Origin of the sequence: Buchnera aphidicola (Aphis nerii), assembly GCF_005083105.1 — a bacterium.
GTDB classification, from domain to species: Bacteria; Pseudomonadota; Gammaproteobacteria; order Enterobacterales; family Enterobacteriaceae; genus Buchnera; species Buchnera aphidicola_AS.
Window position 1 is genome coordinate 125058 of the sequence record NZ_CP034885.1, and the last position, 25469, is coordinate 150526.

The following is a 25469-nucleotide window of genomic DNA, read 5'->3' on the forward strand; positions in this document are numbered from 1 at the left end:
ACTTATATTGTTTTTTATTTAAAGTTTGTTATTTTGCATATCATTATTTTTAAAAGTTTAATATTTTAATGTACAAATAATAAAGTTTTTAAATTATTTTATACTAATCATCTATAATATAAAGATATTTAAAAAAATATTGAGGTGAGACAACTATATGCAAAATCCAAAAGAAAAAATGGATTTATCGCAGTTTATTTTATCATTAATATTTATTATTGCCATAAGCATTGCAAGTTTTTTGATAATAAAACCATTTATGTTAGGATTTTTATGGGCTAGTACAATTGTTATTTCAACTTGGCCTCTTATGTTAAAAATACAAAAATTTTTAGGAGGTCAACGTTTAATTGCTGTTATTAGTATGATTATTATTTTGTTATTGTTATTTATTATTCCTATAGTACTTTTAGTAAATAGCTTGATTGCAACAAGTATTCCTCTTATCCATTGGTTTAGTTCAAATACTTTAGAATTTCCAGAATTAATTTGGCTTAGAGATATACCATTGATTGGAAAAAAAATTTTTATTAGTTATCAAGAATTATTAGATAGTGATGGAGCCGAATTAATTAAAGAAGTTAAGCCGTATATGGGTCGTACCACTGAGTTTTTTATTTTGCAAGCTAAAAATTTTGGATTATTTGTAATGCATTTAACTTTAATGTTGTTATTTAGTATCTTACTTTATTGGAATGGTGAAAAAATTAGTAATTTAGTACGTCAATTTGCATCTCGTATCCATGCTAAAAATGGCGACGCTATTATTTTACTTACAGTAAGAGCTATCAGATCAGTTGCATTAGGAGTTGTAGTAACAGCATTAATTCAAGCTTTTTTATCTGGTATCGGTTTGTTAATTTCAGGTGTTCCATATTGGACACTATTAATGATTTTAATTGTTTTTTCTTGTTTAATACAACTAGGTCCATTGCCTATTTTAATACCATCCATTATATGGCTTTATTGGCATAATGATACAACATGGGGGACATTGTTATTAATTTGGAGTTTTTTTGTGTTCATATTAGATAATATACTTCGACCTTTTTTAATACGAATGGGATCTGATTTACCGACGTTTTTGATTTTATCAGGAGTCATAGGTGGTTTGTTAAATTTTGGAATGATTGGATTATTTATTGGTCCAGTCGTTTTACTAATATTATATAGATTAATAATATTTTGGATATATGGTATTTCTATAAATTCATTTTTAAATAATATAAATATAAAATAAAATATGAATTAACACTTTTAAATTTTAAGTTGTAAAAATATATCAGTTAATTTAATCTAAAAAGACAGAATAAGCAATTTTAAAAAATAAATAAAAAAATTATGATATTATAAAAAATAATATAATTACGTTTAATATTTACTGAACAGAATATTAATAATCTTGTATAATTGTATGATTTTTAGGATTTTGTTTTCATTTTATTTCCTATTTTAAGCTTCTTTTGTTATGTTTAAAGTATACTATTATACTTCTTTTCTCTAATTTTATAATATTTTATTAAATATAATAAATTTATTAGAGATAAGTTTATGATTAATTAGTTTGTCGTGATTTTTATCACATCTTGATATTCTTTTTAGGATAAAAAATTCATTTAGAGAATAAAATGAAAAAAACAGATGAACTACGTACAATACGAATTGATCCATTAATTACTCCTTCTGAATTAGCAAAAAAATATGCTATTACTTCAGAAATTATGGATAATGTTATTATAACAAGGAAAAATATTGCCCGCATCATGACTGGTCAAGATTTACGTTTACTTGTTGTAATAGGCCCATGTTCTGTTCATGATCCTATAGCTGCAGTTGAATATGCTGATCGATTAAATGAGTTACGTAAAAAATATCAAGATCGTCTTGAAATTATAATGCGCACATATTTTGAAAAACCAAGAACAGTAGTAGGTTGGAAAGGATTAATTTCAGATCCAGATTTAAATGGTAGTTTTAGAGTGAATCACGGACTTTCTGTTGCTCGTAAATTATTATTAGATATTAATACTTTAGGAATGCCTGCTGCAACAGAATTTTTAGACATAGTAGTAGGTCAATTTATTGCAGATTTAATTAGCTGGGGTGCTATTGGTGCAAGAACTACTGAAAGTCAAATTCATAGAGAAATGGCTTCTGCACTTTCATGTCCCGTAGGATTTAAAAATGGAACTGATGGTAATATACGTATTGCAATAGATGCTATTAGAGCTTCAAAAGCTCGTCATTTATTTTTTGCACCAAATAAAGATGGACAAATGACTATTAATCATACTAGTGGAAATCCATATGGACATATTATTATGAGAGGTGGTAAATCTCCAAATTATCATTCTGAAGATATTGAATCAGCAATAAAATATTTACGTGAATTTAACTTAACTGAACATTTAATGATTGATTTTAGTCATGGCAACTGCTTAAAAGAACATATTCGTCAAAAAGATGTTGCAACTTCTGTTGCAAAGCAAATTTCATTAGGATCAAAAAATATATTTGGTGTAATGATTGAAAGTTTTTTAGAAGAAGGTTCTCAGATGGTATTAAAAGATAAACCATTAATATATGGTAAATCAATTACTGATTCATGTTTAAATTGGGAAGACAGTGTTTTAATTATTAAACAATTAGCAGATGCAGTAGATACTCGTTTTTAGCTTATATGCTAGTCAAAATTTTGACTAGCATGTTTTTATTAAGTTAAATAAATTCAATTTTATAAAATTAAATTTTTTATAAATTATTTAAAATAATCTTTAAAAAAAGGTTCATCAGAATGCCTGTAATAAGATTTTGTGATGGAAGTAAAGAAATTTATGAGCATTCTATTTCATTAAAAGAAATTTTAAAACATAAAAATCCTAATATAATTCAGTCTCTTATTTCTGTTACTGTTAATGGTAATTTTTCAAATTTAAATACTTTAATTACAGAAGACGCTTTTATATCATTTTTTAGAAAAAATGATCTTTCTGCATTAAATATTATTAGACATTCGTGTATACAACTCTTAAATTATTCAATTAAAACATTATGGCCATTATCTAAAATTGTAGAAGGTAAAATCATAAATAATGGTTTTTATTGTGATATTGATACAAAAAATAGAATTTTAGAAAAAGATCTTATTTTAATAGAAAAAAAAATGAAAGATCTTTTAAATAAAAAATATGATATTTTAAATAAAAAAGTATCTTTTGATAAAGCTTTAAAGGAATTTAAAAAACAATTACAGACATATAAAGTTGATTTAATAGAAAGTAATTTTTTCAAAAATGATGTAATTTCTTTGTATTATCATGAAAACTATATAGATTTTGATATTGGTATGCAGGTTTTTAATATAAAGTTTTGTAAATATTTTAAATTACAAAAAATTGGAGGCGTTTATTGGAAAGGTAATAATAAAAATAAAATGTTACAACGTATTTATGGTACTGCTTGGTCAAATCAAGAAGAATTAGATCAACATTTAAATTATATTAATGAAATAGAAAAAAGAGATCATAGAAAAATTAATAAATATTTAAAATTATATCATATGCAAGATGAGTCACCTGGTATGGTTTTTTGGCATAATAATGGTTGGATTGTTTTTAATGAATTAGAAAGTTTTGTTCGTGAAAAACTAAAAGAATATAACTATAAAGAAGTAAAAACGCCGTTATTAATAGATAAATCAATATGGGGGAAAAGCGGTCACTGGGATAATTACAAAGACGCTATTTTTACTACTTCATCAGAAAATAGAGAATATTGTATTAAACCCATGAATTGTCCTGGACATGTTCAAATTTTTAATATTGGATTAAAATCTTATCGAGATTTACCTATTCGTATGGCGGAATTTGGAAGTTGTCATAGAAATGAATTTTCAGGGGCTTTACATGGTCTTATGAGAGTTCGTAATTTTACTCAAGATGATGCTCATATATTTTGTACTCAAGAACAAATACAATTTGAAATAAATAATTGTATTAAAATGATATATGATTTATATAGTATATTTAATTTTAAAAAGATTATAGTAAAATGTTCAACTCGGCCACAAAAACGTATTGGTGATGATTTAATTTGGGATAAAGCAGAAAAAGATCTATCTGATGTTTTGATTAAAAACAATTTAGAGTTTGAATATCAAACTGGAGAAGGTGCTTTTTATGGTCCTAAAATTGAATTTGTTTTACAAGATTGTTTAGATAGAAACTGGCAATGTGGAACAATTCAGCTTGATTTTTACTTGCCAATTCGTTTAAATGCATTTTATATTAATGAAAATAATGAAAAATCTATTCCTATTATAATTCATCGAGCTATATTAGGTTCAATTGAACGTTTTATTGGAATACTAGTAGAAGAATGTGCTGGTAAATTACCAACTTGGTTATCTCCAACACAAGTTGTAGTAATTAGCATAAAAAGTATTCATTCTACTTATGTACAAAAAATAGTTAAAAAACTTAATTCAATAAATATTCGTGTTGAAGCAGATTTAAGAAATGAAAAAATAGGATTTAAAATTAGAGAACATAGTTTACGTCACATTCCATATATATTAATTTGTGGTGAAAAAGAAATTAAATATAACACAGTGTCTATTAGAAATAGAAACGGAAAGCATTTTGGAATGATTGATCTTGATTTTTTTATTAAAAAACTACAAAAAGAGATATTTACTCGTAGTTTTTTTCAAATGGAGGAATAAGGTATTAAAGTCGGAAAAAGAACTCAATTAACAAGACCAAATCGTATTAACAGTGAAATTCGTTCAATTAAAGTACGTCTTACAGGTGTTAACGGCGATCAATTGGGTATCGTTAATTTACGTGAAGCTTTAGAAAAAGCTGAAGAACTAGGTTTAGATTTAGTAGAAATTAGTCCTAATGCAGAACCTCCAGTTTGTCGTATTATGGATTATGGAAAATTTCTTTATGAAAAAAGTAAATCTTCTAAAGAACAGAAAAAAAAACAAAAAGTTATTCAAGTCAAAGAAATTAAATTTCGCCCTGGAACTGATGAAGGAGATTATCAAGTTAAATTACGTAATTTAATCCGTTTTTTAGAAGATGGTGATAAAGTTAAAATCACTTTACGGTTTAGAGGTCGTGAAATGGCTCATCAAAAAATAGGTGTAAATGTATTAAATAGGGTAAAAAATGATCTAATTGATTTAGCTGTTATTGAATCATTTCCATCTAAAATTGAAGGTCGGCAAATGATAATGGTTTTAGCACCAAAAAAGAAATAGTGATTTTAACTGGATGTATTCAAGAATAAAGATATAATTGCTTTTTTATAATTTAAAAGAAACATTATATGCCAAAAATTAAAACTTTAAAAAGTGCAGCAAAACGTTTTAAAAAAACTGCATCTGGTAAATTTAAACGTAAACAAGCAAATTTACGTCATATTTTAACAAAAAAAACAACAAGTAAAAAACGCCATCTTCGTCCTAAGATTTTAGTGTCTAAAGGAGATATGCATAAAGTTAAATTATTTTTACCTTATATATAAATTTATTTTTACTAAAATTGTATGAACAGGGGAGCGTATCAATGGCTCGTGTAAAACGCGGCGTGACTGCTCATGCTCGTCATAAAAAAGTTTTAAAACAAGCAAAAGGTTATTATGGAGCTCGTTCTCGTATTTACAGAGTAGCATGTCAAGCAGTAATTAAAGCTGGTCAATATGCTTATCGTGATAGACGTCAAAGAAAAAGACAATTTCGTCAATTATGGATTACAAGAATTAATGCTGCTGTTCGTCAAAGTCAACTTTCTTATAGTAAGTTTATTTATGGATTGAAAAAAGCTTCTATTAATATTGATCGTAAAATATTATCTGATATTGCTATATTTGATACTAATTCGTTTAATATTTTAATTAAAAAAGCAAAAGAAGCATTACTTTAATAAAAGAAGCATTAATTTAATTCAAATAAATTATTTCTAGTAAAAAAAGAAGGGGAAATTCATCTCCCCCTCAACTTATAAAATAGTTATTTTTAAATTTTGTATGATATTTTTTAGATGAAATAATCAATATATTTTATATTTTTAAAAATTCAATAAAACAAGCTTCCTTTAAGGAAGCTTTTTAATATCTTGGTAATATAAAATGCAATTAAAATATTAAAGAAAGAGTTAAAAATGTTAATGTTAAAAAAATTATGGGTTGTTATTACAAGTGAAATTAACAATGCTAATAGTATAGAAATACTAGATAAATTAAAAATTAAATACTTAGGTAAAAATGGTATCTTTAATAATTATATGCGAAATTTAAAAAATTTTTCTTTTGAAGAAAAAAAAGAATACAGTATTATTATTAATAGAATTAAAAAAAAAACAATATCTAAAATTTATGAAAAAAAAATTGAATTAAATAAATCTATTTTAAAAAAACGTATTGAAAATGAAAAAATTGATATATCTTTACCAGGTCGACGTTTTGAAAATGGTTCAATTCATCCTATAAATCATACTATTAATTGTATAAAAAATTTTTTTTATCAATTAGGATTTCAGTCAGTTAATGGTTTTGAAATAGAAGATGAATATCATAATTTTGATGCATTAAATATGCCTAAAAATCATCCTGCACGTGATAGTCATGATACCTTTTGGTTAGATAAGAATAGATTATTAAGAACTCAAACCTCTACTATGCAAATTCGTATTATGAAATTAGAAAAACCTCCAATGAGATTTATTTTCCCTGGAAAAGTATATAGAAATGATTATGATTCTACACATACACCTATGTTTCATCAAATAGAAGGCTTGATAGTTGAAAAAAATATTAATTTTTCTCATCTGAAATGGATTATATACAATTTTATATATAATTATTTTAACAAAAAAGTTGTTCTTAGATTTCGGCCTTCTTATTTTCCTTTTACTACGCCTTCTGCCGAAGTTGATATTATGACTGATTCTAAAAAATGGTTAGAAATTTTAGGTTGTGGTATGGTGCACCCCCTAGTTTTGAAAAATGTTAATATTAATTCTAATGTTTATTCTGCTTGTGCATTTGGATTAGGAGTAGAACGAATGACTATGTTACGTTATGGTATTTCAGATATTCGAACTTTTTTCGAAAACGATTTAAGGTTTATAAAACAATTTAAATATATTTAGTGAGATAAAATGAAATTTAGCGAAAAATGGTTACTTGAATGGGTTGATCCTAAAATAGATATCGTACTTTTAAGCAAACAAATTGTTAATTCTGGCATAGAAATCGAGTCTATTGATAAAATATCTCCATTATTTAATGGTGTAGTAGTTGGTAAAATAGTTTCTTGCACTGTACATCCTAAATTAAATAATTTAAAAATAGTTAAAGTTGATATAGGAAAAAAAAATTTATTAAATATTTTATGTGGAGCTTTAAATTGTCGCAATAAAATAAAAGTAGCAGTAGCTACTATTGGAAGCATATTACCTAATAATATAAAAATTACTTTAAAAAAGTTTGATGATGAAAATTCTGAAGGAATGTTGTGTTCTTTTTTTGAATTAGGTTTATTTAATAATAATAACAATATTATTGAATTTCCCAAAGAAACTCCTTTGGGAATGGATGTTAATGATTATTTTTTATTAGAAGATAATATTATAAAAGTAAATGTTCCACCTAATAGAGCAGATGCATTGAGTATTTTAGGAATGGCTCGGAATATAGCAGTTATAAATAATTTAAATATATCTCCATTAAAAGAAAAATATAATCCGATTACAAGTCAAAAGAAATTACCAATTTATGTTCATACTGAAAAAAAAGATATTAATTTTTTTGGAAGAATAATTAATAATATAAATATTAATATTGACACTCCATTTTGGATGAAAAAAAAGCTTTTTATGTGCGAAATGTTATCAGATAATGTGATAATTAATATTATTAATTATATTTTAATTGAAATAGGTCAACCATTAAATATATTAAACGCAGATGAAATAGATACATGTATTCAAATCAGACAAACGAATAAACAAGAATTTTTATATTTAAAAAATAATCTTAAAATAATATTAGATCAAGAAATGTTAGTATTTTCTGATAAATCAAAAATATTGTTTTTACCTGGTAATTTAAATTCTGATTTTTTGGAAGTTAATCAAAATACAAAAAATATATTTTTAATGTCATATTCAGTAGACAAAGAATCTTTATTTAATATTACAAAAAAGTTTGGTTCTAATAAAATTCTTAATTATTATAACCATGGTATTGATTTATCTTTACAAAAATATGCAATTGAATATGCTACAGAATTAATTATGAAAATATGCGCTGGAAATTCAGGCAATATTACATATTATATAGATAAAACTTCTTTAACGAATAAAAATAGAATTAAATTATATTATGAAAATGTTAATAAAATAGCTGGTTTTTTTATTGATTCTAAAATTATTTTAAATATTTTATTTCGTCTTAAATATGAAATAAAGGAAAATCAAGATTATTTAAATGTTGTACCACCCACTTGGAGATTCGATATATTAATAGAAGAAGATGTAATAGGTGATATTCTTCGAGTGTATGATTATAATAAAATTCCCTTAACTTCATTAAAAGAAAATTTTAAGTTTTTTAAACAAACAAATGATTTTCAAAAAGATTATATGTTAAATCAATTATCTACGTTACTTATACATAAAGGTTATCATGAAATAATTACTTATCCATTTATTGATCCAATTTTTCAAAAAAATATTTTTTCAATAAATGATAAAGAATTACTTATTTCTAATCCTATTTCTAAAGATTTTTCTTCTATGAGAAGATCATTATGGCCTGGTTTGATTAAGACTCTTTCTTATAATATAAATCGAAAACAAGATAGTATTCGTTTATTTGAACGAGGATTATGTTTTTTAATAGATGATAAAAAAAAACTTGGAGTCAACCAAAAAATGTTTTTAGGAGGAATAATTAGTGGATTTTATACTAAAGAAAATTGGTTTTCTAAAATAAGAAAAGTAGATTTTTATGATTTAAAAGGTGATATAGAATCTATATTAGAATTAATATGTGGTCTAAATCATTATGAAATTAAAAATGAAATAGTATTAGGATTGCATCCAAATCAAAGTGCAAAAATTTTTTTAAATGATAATTTTATTGGTAGTTTTGGTAAGATAGATCCAGTTTTAGAAGAAAAGTTAGATTTAAATAACAATATATTTTTATTTGAATTACTAATTGATGAAATTTTTGATTTTAAGAAACTCAACAAATTTAAAGTTAAAAAATGTTGTAAATATCCGAGCAGTCGTCGTGACATTTCAATATTAGTATCAGAGAATATTTTATATTCAGATATTATTAAAACATGTAGAGATTGTTTTTTAGATAAAAAAATAAATATTAATCTTTTTGATATTTATTCATCTAATAAATTTTCCAATAAAAAAAGTTTAGGAATTAGTTTTACTTTTCAAGATGAAAGAAAAACTTTAAAAGAAAATGAAATTAATTTAATGCTCGATCATTGTATAAAAACGTTAATAAATAAATTTCAAATTATTTTAAGGAAATAAATTTATGGTATTAACAAAAGCTAAAATTTCAGAAAATTTATTTGAAAGGTTAAAGTTAACCAAACGTGCTTCAAAAGATTTTGTAGAATTTTTTTTTGAAGAAGTAAGAAAATCTTTAGAAAATGGAGAAAATGTTAAATTATCTGGATTTGGCAATTTTCAATTAAAAAACAAAAAAGAACGTCCAGGGAGAAACCCAAAAACAGGTGAAAAAGTTATAATTACAAAAAGACGAGTTGTTACTTTTAAAGCAGGTCAAAAATTAAAAAATCGTGTTGAACATTGTTTTTTAAAAGCTAAATATTAATATTTTTTATTTAATTTTTTAAAAGAAATATAATATGAAACTTAGTAATTTTTCTTTTGAGGTACCAAAATCATTAATAGCATTTTATCCTTCTTGTATACGTAGTCAGTGTCGTTTACTGGTGATCAATGGTCATACAGGTAAAATAGATCACAAATTTTTTTTCAATATTATTAATGAAATTAATTCTGGTGACTTAGTTGTTTTTAATAACACAGAAGTTTTACCTGCTCGTTTATTTGGATTTAAAGAAAGTGGTGGAAAAGTTGAAGTTTTACTTGAAAAAGTATTAAACAATAATAATATACTTGCATATATCAAATCATCCAATCCAGTTAAAGTTAATTCAAATATTTTTTTTGGAAAATCTAACGAATTTAAAGGTTGTATAATTAATTATAAAGATCCATTTTATGAAATAAAATTTAATAATAAAATTTCATCTATTTATATTTTTAATAAAATTGGACACATACCATTACCGCCTTATATTAAAAGAAGTAATGTAAAATTAGATTCAAATTTATATCAAACCGTATATAAAAAACACTTAGGTTCTATTGCTGCACCAACTGCAGGTTTGCATTTTGATTTACCTTTATTACAAAAGTTATTTCAAAAAAAAGTCAATATTGGTTTTGTAACTTTACATATAGGAAGTGGTACATTTCAACCTGTTAGAACTATTCAAATAGAAAAACATATAATGCATACCGAACGAGTAAATGTTTCTTCAGATTTAATTGATAAAATTAAAATATGTAAAAAAAATGGAGGTCGTGTAATTGCAGTAGGAACTACCACATTACGAGCTTTAGAAAGTGCATATAATTCAATTTCTTGGCATAATAGAACAAGTTATTCAGATAATACTAATATTTTTATATATCCCGGTTACCAACACAACGTTGTTGATGCATTGATTACTAATTTTCATTTTCCAGAATCAACATTAATAATGTTAGTATCTTCTTTTTTAGGTTATAAAAATACTATTAATGCTTATTATGAGGCAATTAAAAAAAAATATCGTTTTTTTAGTTATGGTGATGCAATGTATATTACATATAATAAATTAGCTCCTTATGAGAAAATAAACAAATTCTAATTAAAAATAAAATTTTATTTATATTATGGTAAAAAAATGAAATTTCAAGTTATAAGTCAAGACAAGCAAGCAAGACATGGGGTTTTTTATTTTAACAATAGACGTATAGAAACACCTGTTTTTATGCCTGTTGGAACATACGGAACAGTAAAAAGTCTCAGTACTGAAGAAATTAAAAATACTGGGAGTGAAATTATTTTAGCTAATGCATTACACCTATATTTAAGACCAGGACAAGATATAATTAAACTGCATGGTAATTTACATAGTTTTATGAATTGGAATGGTCCGATACTTACTGATTCTGGTGGTTTTCAAATTTTTAGTCTTTCAAAATTTTGTAAAATTAATGAAGAAGGAGTGATTTTTAAAAATCATATTAATGGTAAAAAATTTTTTTTAACACCTGAACTTTCGATGGAAATTCAATTGAATTTAGGATCAAATATTATTATGGTTTTTGACGAGTGCATTTCTTATACCGTAGATTGGGAAAAAACAAAAAATGCAATGGAAAAATCCTTAAATTGGTCTAAAAGATGTCGAATATATTTTGATTTACATAAAAAAAATAATCATCTTTTATTTGGTATTATTCATGGAGGAATATATCCAAGTTTACGAGATATGTCTTTAAGTGAATTAGTTAAAATGAATTTTGATGGATATGCTATAGGTGGTTTGGCAGTAGGAGAATCTAAATTTGAAATGTATAAAATATTAGATCATATCACTCCTCAAATACCAATTAATAAACCAAGATATTTAATGGGAGTAGGAAAACCAGAAGATTTAATAGAAAGTGTATATCGTGGTGTAGATATGTTTGATTGTGTTCTTCCTACAAGAAATGCAAGAAATGGACATTTATTTGTAACTAATGGTATAATAAAAATTAGAAATAAAAAATATAAAAATGATTTATCTGTATTAGATGAAACATGTCTTTGTTATACTTGTAAAAATTATACGCGATCATATTTGCATCATTTAGATTCTTGTAATGAAATTTTAGGAGCTCGTTTAAATACTATACATAATGTACATTATTATCAAAAATTAATGTTGAATATAAGAAATGCAATTAAAGAAAAAAAATTTCATGATTTTATGCTGAATTTTTATAATGAGAAAAAATAAACTTATATTTATCAACATATACTAAGGAATCTTATAAAATGAGTATTTTAATTGAAAATGCTAATGCTGCAATTAATCAACCAATAGAGACTAGCTCTTACTCTTTTGTTATTATGTTAGTTGTTTTCTTGTTAATTTTTTATTTTATGCTTTTTCGTCCTCAACAAAAAAAAGAAAAAGAACGAAAAAATCTTATGAAACTAATTTCTTTAGGTGATGAAGTAATGACAACTAGTGGTTTATTAGGTCGTGTAAAAAACATCACAGAAAATGGATATATTTTATTAGAACTTAACGATACAAATGAGGTTTTCATAAAAAAAGATTTTATAGTTTCATTGCTTCCTAAAAACACTTTAGAATCTTTAAAAAAAAGCAAATAATTAAACAGTTTTAATTAAATATTTTTTAATATAAAAAAGAAAAATTTGCTATTTTTAAAAAAATTTTTTCTAGTTTTTTTAATAAAACTAATCTATTGTTTTTAATTTTAAGATCGTCATGATTTATTTGAACTTGGTTAAAAAAGTTATTTATAGGATTTTCAAGTTTTTTCAATCTTGATAAAATTATTTTATAATTTTTTTCTATAAATAATTTTTTTGTATCATTTTTAAATTTTTGTATTGATTTAAGTAGGTTTTTCTCTTCTTCTTTTTGCATTAAATTAATATTAATTTTAATATTGTTTAAATCTTTATTATATATTTTTAATAAATTAGATACTCTTTTAATTATTAAAAAAGTTGATTGTGAAGATTCTTGTTTTTTAAAATCTGATATTGCCATAATCCTTTGATCTATATCTAAAATTTCTGTTGTTTCAGAAAATAACACTGATTGAATAACTTTGGTATTATATCCCTTTTTTTGATAAAATGATAATAGTCTTAATTTAAAAAATTTTATAATCTTATTAGATATTAATATATAATCTAAATTTATTTTATTATAAATTTTAAGACTATTAAAAATTAAAAAATTTAAATCTAAATTTATTTTTTTATTAATAATAATACGTATTATACCTAGTGTCATTCTTCTTAAACCGAATGGATCTTTATTTGATAATGGTATTTGATTAATTGAAAACATACCACATAAAGTATCTATTTTATCAGCAATTGATAATATGCATCCAATTATACTAGATGGGAGTGTGTCTTCAGAAAAAGACGGTAAATATTGTTCTTTGATAGATAAAGCAATTTCATATTTTTCTTGATTTTTTAAAGCATAATACATTCCAATTATTCCTTGTAAATCTGGAAATTCGCACACCATATCTGTAATAAGATCACATTTTGATAAAATTGCAGCTTTTGTTAAGTTCGCTTTATTGCTATTTGGGGATATTATGTTTACAAGAGATTTTAATCGCATAGTTTTATCATATAATGTTCCTAAATTTTTATAAAATAAAACTTTTTTTAATAATGGCAGATAATCTAATAATTTTTTTTGGTTGTCTTTTTTTAAAAAAAACAATATATCAGATAGTCTGGATTTCATAACTTTTTCATACCCATATATAATATGACTGTTATTTTTTGGTGTAATATTAGTTATAAAAATAAAATTTGGTAAAATTTTTTCATCTTTGTATATTGTAAAACATTTTTGTTGTTTTTCTATGATATAAATCAGAATTTCACTAGGTATACATTTAATATAATCTATTTCAAAAGTACCTAAAAAAGCTTTTGGAGATTCAACTATTGAATTTATTTCCTCTAGCAGTGAATAGTTTATTTTAATATATCCATTCATCTTTTTAGCAATTTCTTTTATTTCTTTTTTAATTTTTTCTTTACGTGCCTCATATTCAGCAATTATGTAACTATGCTCAAATAATATAAATGGATATTCTTGAACATGATTAAGATATATTTTTTTTTCTTTATATGAAAGATGATTGTGAAGTTTATTTGTAGAGTTAATATTAAAAATTTTATTGTCAATTTTTCTATCATCTAACATCATTAAAATATTTCGAATAGGACGAAAGAATTTACTATTATTTTCATCCCATCGCATTAAATTTTTGACATTAATTTTTTTTAATGCTTTTTCTGTCATTTTAGGAAGTAATATTTCAATTTTTTCTTGTTTTTGTTTTTCATAATATACAAGCCATTCACCTTTTTCATTTTTTAATTTTTTTGCTATATTTAATTTAATTCCAAGATGATTAGCCCAAGAATGTGCAAATTTTGTTGGATTTCCATCTTCATTAAAAGCGTTTTTTAAAGAAGGCCCTTTTTTAAGAATTATTTTTGTTTTTTCAGAAGTATCAATATCTAAAATTTTTAATGCTAATCTTCTAGGAGTAGCGAAATAATCAATTTTTTTGTATTTGATGTGACATGATTTTAATTCATTAATGAAGTTTTCATAAAATAAAATAATCAAGTTATGTAATATTTTAGCGGGTAATTCTTCTGTTCCTATTTCAACTAAAAATGTTTGTTTCATTATTTTGCTCTTTTTAATTTAACGAAAATTTTAATTTTGTATTGAATCTAAATATTTTTTGGCTATGTTTTTAGTTATTTTTCGAATCTTTAAAATATAATTTTGTCGTTCACTAGAAGATATGGCTTTTCTAGAATCTAATAAGTTAAATATATGATTTGCTTGTAATATTTTTTCATATCCTACTAATAGTAATGGTTCTTTTAAGTTTATTAAACTATCTGCTTCTAATATATATTTATCAAAATATTCAAATAATAAATTAATATTTGAATATTCAAAATTGTATTTTGATTGTTCTATTTCATTTTTTTTAAAAATATCACCATAAGTAATGGTTTGGAAGTTGTTTGAATCCCAAGTTAAATCATATACATTTGATTTATTTTGGATGTGCATTGCTATTCTTTCTAATCCATAGGTAATTTCTATAGTTATAGGATTACATTCTATTGCTCCCACTTGTTGAAAGTAAGTAAATTGGGTAATTTCCATTCCATTAAGCCAAACTTCCCATCCAATACCCCATGCACCTAATGTTGGATTTTCCCAATTATCTTCTATAAAACGTATATCATTATTTTTTTCATCTATTTTAAGTAAGTTTAATGATTCTAAATACATATTTTGAATATTTTCGACAGGAGGTTTAATAATAACTTGAAATTGGTAGTAATTTTGTAAACGATTTGGATTTTGTCCATATCGACCGTCCGTTGGACGTCGACAACATTGTATATAAGCTGCTTTAATAGGTTTACTTCCAAGTGCACCAAAAAATGTTACATTATGGAATGTTCCTGCTCCTATTGGTAAATCTAATGGTTGAAAAATAGTACATTCTTGTTTTTTCCAGTATTTTTTCAGCGTTTGAACCAAGTTATAAAAAGTATTCTGATAATTTTGCATTCTATACCTTTAAGAAGCACATTGTTTTTATTATGATATATATATTATATATAACTATATTATATATAACTATATTATATATAATGATATTTATAATCTATATATTTTATAAAGAGTTTTTGAAAAATATAATTTTCAACATTTAAGGAGAATTTTAAACATGATTAAAATTAGTAAAGAAGCTCTTTTAGTACGTAGTGCTTTATTATCAAAAGGACTAGAAAATCCTATTTTAAAAGAATACAATGATATAAAAGAAAAAGAAAGAGAATTATTAATTGCTAAATATATATATAAAATCATGTGTGTTTTAAATTTAGACGTAAAAAATGATAGTTTAAAACAAACTCCTACTCGAATATCAAAAATGTATAATAATGAAATTTTTTCAGGTTTAGATTATAAAAATTTTCCGAAGATTACTTTAATAGATAATATAATAAAATCTAATGATATGATTCTTATTCGTGATATTATATTAATAAGTACTTGTGAACATCATTTTATCACTATATACGGGAAAGCTACTATTGCATATATTCCTAAAAAAAAAATTATCGGATTATCAAAAATAAATAGAATTGTACAATTTTATTCAAAACGACCACAAATTCAAGAACGTTTGACTAAACAAATCTTAGTAGTCTTACAAATTTTACTTGAAACTAAAGATGTTGCAATTATTGTTCATATGGATCATTTTTGTGTTAAAGCACGTGGTGTATGTGATGTTAATAGTGTTACAATTACTTCATGTTTAGAAGGTTGGTTTAAAACAAAAAAAAGTGTTCGTGATGAATTTTTCTTAAAAAATAATATGTAAAATAAATATATTTGATTGATTAAAACGTTATTTTTCAGTATTATATATTTTAAATTTACAAAAATTTTAATATTTGAATTAATTTTTATTATCATAAAATTTAATGGAAAATAATATGAAATATATTGGTGCTCATGTTAGTTCTGCTGGTGGTTTAGAAAAAGCAGTATTTCGAGCATTTCAATTAAAATCTACAACTTTTTCGTTTTTTACTAAAAATCAGTTGCAATGGTCTTCAATTCCTTTAAATACAATAGATATAGATAATTTTAAAAAAGCTTGTATTAAATATAATTTCTCTTTTAAAAAAATTTTACCTCATAGTAGTTATTTAATTAATTTAGGTCATCCTGATGATCATTTATTAAATAAATCTCGTGTAGCATTAATTAATGAAATAAATCGTTGTGATGAATTGGGATTACGTTTTTTAAATTTTCATCCAGGTAGTCATTTAAATCAAATTTCAGAAAAAAATTGTTTATCAAGAATTTCTGATTCAATTAACATAGCTTTAGATAAAACAAAAAATGTAGTAGCTGTTATAGAAAATACTGCAGGACAAGGTACTAATGTTGGATATCGTTTTGAGCATTTATCTGATATTATCAATAAAATAGATGATCAATCTAGAGTTGGAGTTTGCCTTGATACTTGTCATATGTTTTCAGCAGGATATGATTTAAGAACAAAAGAAAATTGTGAAAATACATTTGATAAATTTTTTAATTTAGTAGAGTTGAAATATTTAAAAGGTTTTCATTTAAATGATTCGAAACGAGATTTTAATAGTCGTATTGATCGACATGAAAGTTTAGGATTAGGAAAAATTGGAACATTTGTTTTTGAATGGATTGTTATGAATAAAAATTTTCAAGAAATACCCATGATATTGGAAACTAGCAATCCTAAAATATGGGATAAAGAAATTAGCTGGTTAAAATCATTAAAATAAATTAATATTTTTATGTATACAGAGGATATATTATGTTAGTTATTAATGCAGAAATAAGAGAAAAAAAAGGAAAAAGTTTTAGTAGAAAATTACGTTTTAAAAATAAATTGCCTGGTATTTTGTATGGTTTAAATAAACATTCTATATCTTTGACATTAGATCATAATTCTGTTTTTAATCTTCAAAAAAAAATTGATTTTTATAATAAAACATTGTTATTGTTAATTAATAATAGAGAATATAAAGTTAAAGTACAATCAGTTCAACGGCACGTATTTAAATTAAAATTATTACATATTGATTTTTTATATATTTAATTTTTTTTAAAATACTATAGTATAGTTGATAAAACTTTTCTAAAAATTAACATTGTTGGATGAAATTGTATTAATATCAATCCAATAAATCCGCATGTTAGGATTATTAATGATATATATCCAATGTTTTTTTGAAAAATATTCATATTATCTTTGTTTTTTATTTTTCTTATTTTCCACCATTTTAATGATAACCACACTCCGATCCAGATTAAAATAGCAATAATTAATAGGAACCATTTAAAATTATTATTGTCAGAATTTGTAGGTATATTAATCGTTACACCTGCAATAATTCCAGGGAAAAAATATACTGGAGGCCATAATATACAACCTATTAAACTAGGTAAAATAAATTTTTTTAATGGTAATTTTAACATACCTGAAACCATAGGAACCAGTGGTCTAGTTGGACCTATAAAACGGCCAATTAGTATTGTCAACATACTATGTTTATGCAATAAAACTGTAGTTTTTTCAAGTATTTTATGATGTTTTTTTAAAAAAGAAAGATTATATAGCCAATTTTTAAAGTATAGTCCAATATAATATGATAACCAATCTCCTAATAAACATCCTATAATTCCAGCCATCCAACAGGGGTAAAAGAGTAATTTCCCATTACCGATGAATGTACCTAATGTTGCCATGAATACTATTCCAGGAAGTAATAGTCCAATCAATGCAAGAGATTCTAAAAAAGAAACTATGCCTACTATACATAGTGAATATATTAAAGAATGTGTTATTAAAGTTGTTAACCAATATTCCATAAATATCCATTTTTTATTTTATATTAATTTTAATATATTATTTTTTAAGTTTTCTATTTACACTTTATATTTTTTTTTAAAAAATCTCAAGAAAATATTTTAAATTTTATTATTAACAGTTAATAAATTTAAAAATTTTTTTGAAGATAAAAAATTATGTATTAGAATATCATTATGATAGTAAACTCGTTATAATAAAAAATTTAAAAATAAAGAAGAATAACAATGAGAGTGTTTTTTATTTTAATTTTATATTTATTTTCAATTTTTTTTTCAAATTGTTTTTCGAAAAATTTTGAAATTGATAAAATTGTTGCTGTTGTAAATAATCAAGTTATATTAAATAGTGATATCAACCAAATTCTTTTTTATCTAAAACAAGAAAAAAACATTATTACGGTACCTTTAAAAATTAATTTTTTAACAGATAAAATATTAGAGAAATTAATTATAGATACATTGATTTTAGAAGAAGCAAAGAAATTCAATATTATAGTTTCTAATGATCAAGTAGATAATATGCTTAGAAATATTGCTTTTAAAAACCATATTACTTTTGATGAATTTAAAAAAAATATTATCAAAAATAATACCAATGATTTTTTTAATTATGAAGATTATATAAAAAATATTAAAAAATCATTGAAAATTAAAATATTACAAGATTATATATTAAAAAATAGTATTCATATCACTAAAAAAGAAATATATTTTTTACTACATAATAAAATAAAAGAACAAAACGATCTTAAAAAAGTTAGTTTAAAGTGTATTGTTTTACCTTTTTTAAAAAAAGAAAATTCTAAATTAATTAAAAATAAAAAAATACTAGTTAATAATCTATTTAAAGTTATTAATGATAATTCTAATTTTGATGATTTTTATGAAAATTTCAAGAAAAATAAAAATGTTTTTTTAACAGAAAATATATCATTAAAACCTTTAAAAGGTTTAAAAAAATTATTTTCTAATAAATTATATATTTCTAAAAGAAATGAAGTATTAGGTCCTATTTTAGGTAAAAAAGGTTGGTATATTGTAAAAGTTGAGAATATTAAAAATAATAGTTTAAACAAAACTAACAAAACTACCACTGAATTTCATATTCAGCACTGTTTAGTACATCCTTCAACTATTTTAAGTGATGAACAAGCAAAAAAAGATATTTTTGCAATTTATAATGATATAAAAACAAAACATTATAGCTTTGAATATGCTGTAAGCAATTTCTCTCATGATATTAATTCATCTCATAAAAAAGGCGATTTAGGCTGGATTTCAAATAAATCATTTGATCGTTCTTTTAAAAATACTTTAAAAAATCTAAATGAAAATGAAATTAGCAAACCAATTAAATCTAAATTTGGATGGCATATAATTAAATTATTAAAAAAACGTCGAATAAATGAGCATTGGAAATTAGAAAAAGAAAAAATCTATGAAACTTTATTACAACGTAAAATAAAATTAGAAAAAATTAATTGGATTAACAAACTCAAAAATTCATCATATATAAATATTTTTTAAATTATTAAATTGATCATAAAAATTTTAACAAATTCTATAATATTAAAATTAATAAAAATTTAAATGAGAAAACATATTCCCCTAAAAAAATTTAGTCAAAATTTTCTTATAGATTCTTCTATAGTTAAAAAAATAGTTGAATTTATTAATCCGCAATTAAATGAAATATTAGTTGAAATTGGTCCAGGACTTGCTGCATTAACTCGACCTGTTTGTAATTTAATAGATGAATTAATTGTAATTGAAATCGATAAATATTTATTAGAAAGATTAAAAAAATGTTCATTTTACTCAAAATTGATAATATTTTATCAAGATGCTGTAAAATTTAATTATTTAAAATTGTTTAATAAAAAAGATAGATTAATTCGGGTTTTTGGTAATTTACCATATCATGTCGCTACGTCTTTAATATTAAATTTATTTAAAAATATTAAAATTATTAAAGATATGAATTTTATGTTACAAAAAGAAGTTGCTGAACGCTTAGTTGCCCTACCGGGAAGTAAATCATATGGTCGTTTGAGTATTATTGCTCAATATTACTGTAATATAAAAATATTATTAGACGTTTCACCGAAATGTTTTAGACCAGTTCCTAAAGTAGATTCAATATTTTTAAATTTAACGCCTTATACTAATTTTTATCCTTATTTCACTCATAATGTAAAAGTTCTTAGTTATATTACAAATTTAGCTTTTCAAAAACGTAGAAAAATATTAAAAAATAGTTTAGGGAAATTATTTTCTGAAAAAGTTTTAACAACATTAAATATTAATCCACAAGAAAGACCAGAAAATATTTCTATATTGCAATACTGTCAGTTATCTAATTACATCATAGAAAATAATATATATTGCAAGTCTATTTCTATTTGAATATATATTACTTATACTTTAAGAGAAATAAAATGAGCATTTATTTTATTAGTGATATTCATGGTTGTTATAAAGAATTAAAACTACTTTTAAAAAAATCACATTTTAATATTAATAATGATTATTTATGGATTGCAGGTGATTTAGTTTCGAGGGGAAGAAATTCATTAGAGGTTATGAGGTATTTATATTCTATAAAAGATAGGATAAAAGTAGTACTTGGAAATCATGATCTAAATTTAATTGCAGTTTATTCTGGTATTCAAAAAAATAAAAAAGAAAATTATTTCGATGATTTTTTATCTGCTCACGATAGTGATCAATTAATTAATTGGTTACGTTCTCAATCTATTTTAAAAATTGATAAAAAACAAAAAATTATTATGGTACATGCAGGAATAAGTCCTCAATTAAATTTACAAGTAGCTCAAGAATGTTCTTTAGAAATTGAAGCATGTTTATTAAGTAATAATTACCCTTTATTTTTAAAGTCTGTTTTAAATAACAAAATAAGTTATTGGGATTCTAATTACAAAAAAATTGATCAATTACGATATGGTATTAATGTTTTTACACGTATAAGATATTGTTATCCTGATGGAAAGTTAAATCTTACATGTAAACAATCTCCTAGCATCGTTAAATATCCATTATTACCATGGTTTCTTATATCAAATGAATATATAAAAAAATATTCTATTATTTTTGGACATTGGTCATCTTTGAAGGGAACAAATGTACCATCTCAATTTTTTCCATTAGATCATGGGTGCTGTTGGGGTGGAGAATTATCAATATTACGATGGGAAGATAAAAAATATTTCCATCAATCTTATCAAAGATGAATACATAACATAAATATTTAATGACTATCTATCTAACTAATATTTCGAAACAGAAATCATAATCATGTTGGCTATCTTTAAAAAAATTTTGCTTAAATATTGTTTTCCAATTTTTAAATAATTTGTATTTTGGAAAATAAGAATCTCCAATAATATTACAATTTACATGAGTTAAATATAATTTATTAGCATAAAACAACATTTGTTTATATATTTTACCTCCTCCAATAATCATGATTTCTTCATTTTGATTATATTTTGAGTATACAGTGGAGATTATAGCATTATTAATTGAATTTACCCATATAACATTTTTGTTAATTATTTTTTTTCGACTAATAACTATGTTATTTCGCGCAGGTAAAGCATTGATGAGAGATTCCCAAGTTAAACGTCCCATAATAATATTTTTATATATTGTGTTTTTTTTAAACCATTTTAAATCTTCTGGGAGTTTCCAAGGTATTTTATTTTTGTTACCAATAACTAAATTATTAGAAATAGCTGCTATTAAACTAATTTTCATGTCATTAAAATTTTTAAGAGTTATAAATATGTTTTACAACATATTTATAAAAAGTATTTTATTTAAAATAAGTTTAATGTTTTAAATTTATTTTTTTATGAATTTCTTGTAATGATATAATATTTTTTATTGGGTCTTCATTCAACGCCATTACTGTAGCGAATGCACCATTAATAGTTGTATCATAGTGAACCCTATATTGTAAAGCACTTCGGCAGATTAATTTTGCATCCTTCATACCTTGATGACATGATGTTGTATTTACAATATATGCGTACTCTCCATTTTTCAAACGATCTTGTATATGAGGTCTACCTTCATATACTTTATTTACTAATCTAGAAATAATTCCAGATTTTTTTAAGGCTTTAGAAGTACCTCTAGTAGCATCAATTTTAAATCCAAACTTTTGTAATTTGACTGCTAAATTTACAATATTTTTTTTATCATTATCTCGTACTGATAGCAATACACGTCCTGATTTTTTCATGTTAGTATGAGCGCCAAGCATAGCTTTAGAAAATGCTTCTGAAAAATTTTTTCCAATGCCCATTACTTCCCCTGTAGATCTCATTTCTGGTCCCAATATAGGATCAACACCTTGAAATTTGTCAAAAGGTAAAACAGCTTCTTTGACTGAAAAGAACGATGGAATAATTTCTTTTGTGAAACCTTGTTCGTCTAATTTTTTACCACACATAACACGTACAGAAATTTTTGCAAGTGCCAATCCTGTCGCTTTTGATACAAATGGAACTGTTCGAGCAGCTCTTGGATTTACTTCAAGAATATATATTTCATTATTTTTAATTGCAAATTGGACATTCATTAATCCCTTTACAGATAATTCAAATGCTAATTTTTTAACTTGTTTTCTAATTTTATCTTGAATTTTTCTTGTTAATGTATATGCTGGTAAAGAACATGCTGAATCTCCAGAATGTACTCCGGCTTGTTCAATGTGTTCCATAATACCTCCTATTAATACTGTTTTTCCATCACAGATAGCATCAACATCAACTTCTGTTGCATAATTTAAATATTGATCTAGTAAAATTGGAGTAGTATTTTTTTCTTTTAGTGTTGTTTTAAAATATTGATCTAATTCAGATGGTTCATAAACAATTTCCATTGCTCTACCCCCTAATACATAAGATGGTCGAACCATAATAGGGTAGCCAATTTGAAATGCTTTTTGATGAGCTTCTTTTAAATTTAAAACAGTAGCGTTTAAAGGTTGTTTTAAATTTAATTTTGTTACAATTTTTTGAAAACGATTACGATCTTCTGCTTTATCAATAGAATCTGGTTTAGTTCCAATGATTGGTATTCCTTCTTTTTCAAACGCCTTTGCTAATTTTAATGGTGTTTGTCCACCATATTGAATAATTACTCCGTAAGGTTGTTCGATTTTAACTATTTCTAAAACATTTTCTAATGTAATAGGTTCAAAGTAGAGTCTGTCAGATATATCATAATCTGTAGATACTGTTTCTGGATTACAATTAATCATAATTGCTTCAAAACCATCTTCTCTTAATGCTTGTGCAGCATGTACACAACAATAATCAAATTCTATTCCTTGTCCTATTCTGTTAGGACCCCCTCCTATTATAATAATTTTTTTATTATTCTTTGTCGGATTTGCTTCACATTCATCTTCCCAGGTAGAATACATATACGCTGTTTCAGTGGAAAATTCAGCTGAACATGTATCAATTCTTTTATAAACAGGATGTAATTTTAATTTATATCGAAGATTACGTATGTCATTTTCTTTTTTATTTGTTAATATTGCTATGCGTAAATCTGAAAAACCTTTTCTTTTAATAAAATATAAAAATTTATAACTTAACCCGATAAATCCATTTTTTTTAATTTTTTCTTCTAAAATAATTATTTCTTGAATTTGTATGAGAAACCAAGGATCAATAGATGTTAATTCAAAAACATCGTCTATAGACATTCCTAATCTAAATGCATCACCGATATACCAAATTCTGTCTGCACCGGCTTCTTTTAGTTCATGTCTAATTTTTATTAAACATTTTGGATCTGATATAGATATTTTAGAATTGAAGCCACTTACTCCAATTTCTAATCCCCGAATAGCTTTTTGGATTGACTCCTGAAAGGTTCTTCCTATTGCCATTACTTCTCCAACAGATTTCATTTGAGTAGTCAATCTATCATTACATCCTAAAAATTTTTCAAAATTAAATCTGGGTATTTTAGTTACTATATAATCTATTGATGGTTCAAAAGACGCTGTTGTATTTGTACCTGTAATATCATTAGCAAGCTCGTCTAATGTATATCCTACTGCTAATTTAGCAGCAATTTTTGCAATTGGAAATCCTGTAGCTTTAGATGCTAATGCAGAAGATCGAGAAACTCTAGGATTCATTTCAATAACTATCATGCGACCATTTTTTGGATTAATTGCAAATTGTACATTCGAACCTCCAGTTTCTACTCCGATTTCTTCTAAAATAGCCATAGATGCATTTCGCATAATCTGGTATTCTTTATCAGTTAAAGTTTGTGCTGGAGCTACAGTAATTGAATCCCCGGTATGAATTCCCATAGGATCTAAATTTTCAATAGAACATACAATAATACAATTATTGTTTTTATCTCGTACAACTTCCATTTCATATTCTTTCCAACCGATTAATGATTCATCAATTAATAATTCAGTAGTAGGAGATAATTTTAATCCTCTTTCACAAATTTCTTCAAATTCTTCTTGGTTATAAGCAATGCCGCCACCACTTCCACCCATGGTAAAAGAAGGTCTAATAATACATGGAAATCCTACATTTTTTACTACAGATAATGCTTCTTTAATATTATGTGCAATACCACATTTTGCAGTTTTTAGATTAATTTTTTTCATTGAATATTCAAATAATTTTCTATCTTCTGCCTTATTAATTGCATCAATCGTAGCACCTATAATTTTAACATTAAACTTTTTTAGTATTCCTCTTCGATTTAGTTCTAAAGCACAATTAAGTGCTGTTTGACCCCCCATTGTAGGAAGCAATGCATCTGGACGTTCTTTAATTATAATTTTTCTTACTATTTTCCAGTGAATAGGCTCAATATATGTAGAATCTGCCATATATGGATCAGTCATAATAGTAGCAGGATTTGAATTAACAAGAATAATTTTATAACCTTCTTCATGTAATGCTTTACATGCTTGTGCACCTGAATAATCAAATTCACATGCTTGTCCAATTACAATAGGACCTGCACCGAGAATTAAGATAGATTTTATATCAGTAGATTTAGGCATTTTTTTTCCCTA

Annotated in this window: 23 protein-coding genes; 18 read left to right on the top strand and 5 right to left on the bottom strand. The window is 24.0% G+C overall.

Annotated features, from left to right (window positions below; genetic code table 11):
* Positions 1 to 157: 157 nt before the first annotated feature.
* The 12 genes from ydiK (at position 158) to yajC (ending at position 12507) form a co-directional block, all read left to right on the top strand.
* Entirely contained in the window at positions 158 to 1240 is a 1083-nt protein-coding gene (gene ydiK, locus D9V64_RS00620; RefSeq protein ID WP_158366312.1) for an AI-2E family transporter YdiK, read from the top strand.
* Positions 1241 to 1628: 388 nt separating this feature from the next.
* Entirely contained in the window at positions 1629 to 2675 is a 1047-nt protein-coding gene (locus tag D9V64_RS00625; protein WP_158366313.1) for a 3-deoxy-7-phosphoheptulonate synthase, read from the top strand.
* 119 nt (positions 2676 to 2794) lie between these two features.
* Positions 2795 to 4723 carry a threonine--tRNA ligase gene (gene thrS, locus D9V64_RS00630; RefSeq protein ID WP_158366314.1) on the top strand — a complete coding sequence of 643 codons (1929 nt, stop codon included), beginning with the start codon at positions 2795 to 2797 and terminating at the stop codon, positions 4721 to 4723.
* 3 nt (positions 4724 to 4726) lie between these two features.
* Positions 4727 to 5266 carry a translation initiation factor IF-3 gene (gene infC, locus D9V64_RS00635; protein WP_158366315.1) on the top strand — a complete coding sequence of 180 codons (540 nt, stop codon included), beginning with the start codon at positions 4727 to 4729 and terminating at the stop codon, positions 5264 to 5266.
* A gap of 68 nt (positions 5267 to 5334) precedes the next feature.
* Entirely contained in the window at positions 5335 to 5532 is a 198-nt protein-coding gene (gene rpmI, locus D9V64_RS00640) for a 50S ribosomal protein L35 (RefSeq protein ID WP_158366316.1), read from the top strand.
* Positions 5533 to 5573: 41 nt separating this feature from the next.
* Entirely contained in the window at positions 5574 to 5930 is a 357-nt protein-coding gene (gene rplT, locus D9V64_RS00645; protein WP_158366317.1) for a 50S ribosomal protein L20, read from the top strand.
* Positions 5931 to 6167: 237 nt separating this feature from the next.
* On the top strand, positions 6168 to 7157 hold the full coding sequence (pheS, locus tag D9V64_RS00650; protein ID WP_158366318.1) for a phenylalanine--tRNA ligase subunit alpha: 990 nt from the start codon (positions 6168 to 6170) through the stop codon (positions 7155 to 7157).
* Between the two features lie 9 nt (positions 7158 to 7166).
* Entirely contained in the window at positions 7167 to 9569 is a 2403-nt protein-coding gene (gene pheT, locus D9V64_RS00655; RefSeq protein ID WP_158366319.1) for a phenylalanine--tRNA ligase subunit beta, read from the top strand.
* A gap of 4 nt (positions 9570 to 9573) precedes the next feature.
* Positions 9574 to 9876, top strand: a complete 303-nt coding sequence (locus D9V64_RS00660) for an integration host factor subunit alpha (RefSeq protein WP_158366320.1) — start codon at positions 9574 to 9576, stop codon at positions 9874 to 9876.
* A gap of 34 nt (positions 9877 to 9910) precedes the next feature.
* Positions 9911 to 10984: a tRNA preQ1(34) S-adenosylmethionine ribosyltransferase-isomerase QueA gene (gene queA, locus D9V64_RS00665; RefSeq protein WP_158366321.1), complete on the top strand. Its 1074-nt coding sequence runs from the start codon at positions 9911 to 9913 to the stop codon at positions 10982 to 10984.
* A gap of 36 nt (positions 10985 to 11020) precedes the next feature.
* Positions 11021 to 12124: a tRNA guanosine(34) transglycosylase Tgt gene (tgt, locus tag D9V64_RS00670; RefSeq protein ID WP_158366323.1), complete on the top strand. Its 1104-nt coding sequence runs from the start codon at positions 11021 to 11023 to the stop codon at positions 12122 to 12124.
* A gap of 38 nt (positions 12125 to 12162) precedes the next feature.
* On the top strand, positions 12163 to 12507 hold the full coding sequence (yajC, locus tag D9V64_RS00675) for a preprotein translocase subunit YajC (protein WP_158366325.1): 345 nt from the start codon (positions 12163 to 12165) through the stop codon (positions 12505 to 12507).
* A gap of 25 nt (positions 12508 to 12532) precedes the next feature.
* Here the strand turns inward: yajC and glyS are convergent, their stop codons facing one another.
* Together glyS and glyQ are read right to left on the bottom strand one after the other, a co-directional pair.
* The gene (gene glyS, locus D9V64_RS00680; protein WP_261979783.1) at positions 12533 to 14599 is read right to left on the bottom strand and encodes a glycine--tRNA ligase subunit beta; all 2067 of its coding nucleotides are present in this window, start codon (positions 14597 to 14599) and stop codon (positions 12533 to 12535) included.
* 30 nt (positions 14600 to 14629) lie between these two features.
* Entirely contained in the window at positions 14630 to 15508 is an 879-nt protein-coding gene (glyQ, locus tag D9V64_RS00685) for a glycine--tRNA ligase subunit alpha (RefSeq protein WP_158366329.1), read from the bottom strand.
* Between the two features lie 160 nt (positions 15509 to 15668).
* On the opposite strand from glyQ, the gene folE reads away from it, so the two are divergent.
* From folE to rplY, 3 genes are all read left to right on the top strand, one after another.
* The gene (gene folE / locus D9V64_RS00690) at positions 15669 to 16331 is read left to right on the top strand and encodes a GTP cyclohydrolase I FolE (protein WP_158366331.1); all 663 of its coding nucleotides are present in this window, start codon (positions 15669 to 15671) and stop codon (positions 16329 to 16331) included.
* A 115-nt stretch (positions 16332 to 16446) separates the two neighbouring features.
* A complete protein-coding gene (gene nfo, locus D9V64_RS00695) occupies positions 16447 to 17286 on the top strand; it encodes a deoxyribonuclease IV (protein WP_158366334.1) in 840 nt (279 codons plus the stop codon).
* Between the two features lie 32 nt (positions 17287 to 17318).
* Complete coding sequence (rplY, locus tag D9V64_RS00700) at positions 17319 to 17603, top strand: 50S ribosomal protein L25 (protein WP_158366336.1); 285 nt, start codon at positions 17319 to 17321, stop codon at positions 17601 to 17603.
* 14 nt (positions 17604 to 17617) lie between these two features.
* Here rplY and D9V64_RS00705 read toward each other — a convergent pair whose 3' ends face one another.
* Positions 17618 to 18376: a DedA family protein gene (locus D9V64_RS00705; protein WP_158366338.1), complete on the bottom strand. Its 759-nt coding sequence runs from the start codon at positions 18374 to 18376 to the stop codon at positions 17618 to 17620.
* Positions 18377 to 18601: 225 nt separating this feature from the next.
* Here D9V64_RS00705 and D9V64_RS00710 point away from each other — a divergent pair, with 225 nt between their 5' ends.
* The 3 genes from D9V64_RS00710 (at position 18602) to D9V64_RS00720 (ending at position 21627) form a co-directional block, all read left to right on the top strand.
* Positions 18602 to 19903, top strand: a complete 1302-nt coding sequence (locus D9V64_RS00710) for a peptidylprolyl isomerase (protein ID WP_158366340.1) — start codon at positions 18602 to 18604, stop codon at positions 19901 to 19903.
* 63 nt (positions 19904 to 19966) lie between these two features.
* Positions 19967 to 20782 carry a 16S rRNA (adenine(1518)-N(6)/adenine(1519)-N(6))-dimethyltransferase RsmA gene (rsmA, locus tag D9V64_RS00715; protein ID WP_158366342.1) on the top strand — a complete coding sequence of 272 codons (816 nt, stop codon included), beginning with the start codon at positions 19967 to 19969 and terminating at the stop codon, positions 20780 to 20782.
* A 32-nt stretch (positions 20783 to 20814) separates the two neighbouring features.
* Complete coding sequence (locus D9V64_RS00720) at positions 20815 to 21627, top strand: symmetrical bis(5'-nucleosyl)-tetraphosphatase (RefSeq protein ID WP_158366344.1); 813 nt, start codon at positions 20815 to 20817, stop codon at positions 21625 to 21627.
* Positions 21628 to 21655: 28 nt separating this feature from the next.
* Here the strand turns inward: D9V64_RS00720 and folA are convergent, their stop codons facing one another.
* Positions 21656 to 22153, bottom strand: a complete 498-nt coding sequence (gene folA, locus D9V64_RS00725) for a type 3 dihydrofolate reductase (RefSeq protein ID WP_158366346.1) — start codon at positions 22151 to 22153, stop codon at positions 21656 to 21658.
* Between the two features lie 73 nt (positions 22154 to 22226).
* A complete protein-coding gene (carB, locus tag D9V64_RS00730) occupies positions 22227 to 25457 on the bottom strand; it encodes a carbamoyl-phosphate synthase large subunit (protein WP_158366348.1) in 3231 nt (1076 codons plus the stop codon).
* Between the last annotated feature and the right edge of the window lie 12 nt (positions 25458 to 25469).

Bases quoted from the DNA above. Each gene is read 5' to 3' on its own strand.
- rplT (WP_158366317.1), top strand. From the start codon at position 5,574: ATGGCTCGTGTAAAACGCGGCGTGACTGCTCATGCTCGTCATAAAAAA.
- glyQ (WP_158366329.1), bottom strand. From the start codon at position 15,508: ATGCAAAATTATCAGAATACTTTTTATAACTTGGTTCAAACGCTGAAA.
- D9V64_RS00710 (WP_158366340.1), top strand. From the start codon at position 18,602: ATGAGAGTGTTTTTTATTTTAATTTTATATTTATTTTCAATTTTTTTT.
- pheT (WP_158366319.1), top strand. From the start codon at position 7,167: ATGAAATTTAGCGAAAAATGGTTACTTGAATGGGTTGATCCTAAAATA.
- ydiK (WP_158366312.1), top strand. From the start codon at position 158: ATGCAAAATCCAAAAGAAAAAATGGATTTATCGCAGTTTATTTTATCA.
- rpmI (WP_158366316.1), top strand. From the start codon at position 5,335: ATGCCAAAAATTAAAACTTTAAAAAGTGCAGCAAAACGTTTTAAAAAA.
- nfo (WP_158366334.1), top strand. From the start codon at position 16,447: ATGAAATATATTGGTGCTCATGTTAGTTCTGCTGGTGGTTTAGAAAAA.
- glyS (WP_261979783.1), bottom strand. From the start codon at position 14,599: ATGAAACAAACATTTTTAGTTGAAATAGGAACAGAAGAATTACCCGCT.
- folA (WP_158366346.1), bottom strand. From the start codon at position 22,153: ATGAAAATTAGTTTAATAGCAGCTATTTCTAATAATTTAGTTATTGGT.
- thrS (WP_158366314.1), top strand. From the start codon at position 2,795: ATGCCTGTAATAAGATTTTGTGATGGAAGTAAAGAAATTTATGAGCAT.
- D9V64_RS00720 (WP_158366344.1), top strand. From the start codon at position 20,815: ATGAGCATTTATTTTATTAGTGATATTCATGGTTGTTATAAAGAATTA.
- D9V64_RS00660 (WP_158366320.1), top strand. From the start codon at position 9,574: ATGGTATTAACAAAAGCTAAAATTTCAGAAAATTTATTTGAAAGGTTA.
- rplY (WP_158366336.1), top strand. From the start codon at position 17,319: ATGTTAGTTATTAATGCAGAAATAAGAGAAAAAAAAGGAAAAAGTTTT.
- tgt (WP_158366323.1), top strand. From the start codon at position 11,021: ATGAAATTTCAAGTTATAAGTCAAGACAAGCAAGCAAGACATGGGGTT.
- carB (WP_158366348.1), bottom strand. From the start codon at position 25,457: ATGCCTAAATCTACTGATATAAAATCTATCTTAATTCTCGGTGCAGGT.
- folE (WP_158366331.1), top strand. From the start codon at position 15,669: ATGATTAAAATTAGTAAAGAAGCTCTTTTAGTACGTAGTGCTTTATTA.
- D9V64_RS00705 (WP_158366338.1), bottom strand. From the start codon at position 18,376: ATGGAATATTGGTTAACAACTTTAATAACACATTCTTTAATATATTCA.
- pheS (WP_158366318.1), top strand. From the start codon at position 6,168: ATGTTAATGTTAAAAAAATTATGGGTTGTTATTACAAGTGAAATTAAC.
- queA (WP_158366321.1), top strand. From the start codon at position 9,911: ATGAAACTTAGTAATTTTTCTTTTGAGGTACCAAAATCATTAATAGCA.
- rsmA (WP_158366342.1), top strand. From the start codon at position 19,967: ATGAGAAAACATATTCCCCTAAAAAAATTTAGTCAAAATTTTCTTATA.
- yajC (WP_158366325.1), top strand. From the start codon at position 12,163: ATGAGTATTTTAATTGAAAATGCTAATGCTGCAATTAATCAACCAATA.
- D9V64_RS00625 (WP_158366313.1), top strand. From the start codon at position 1,629: ATGAAAAAAACAGATGAACTACGTACAATACGAATTGATCCATTAATT.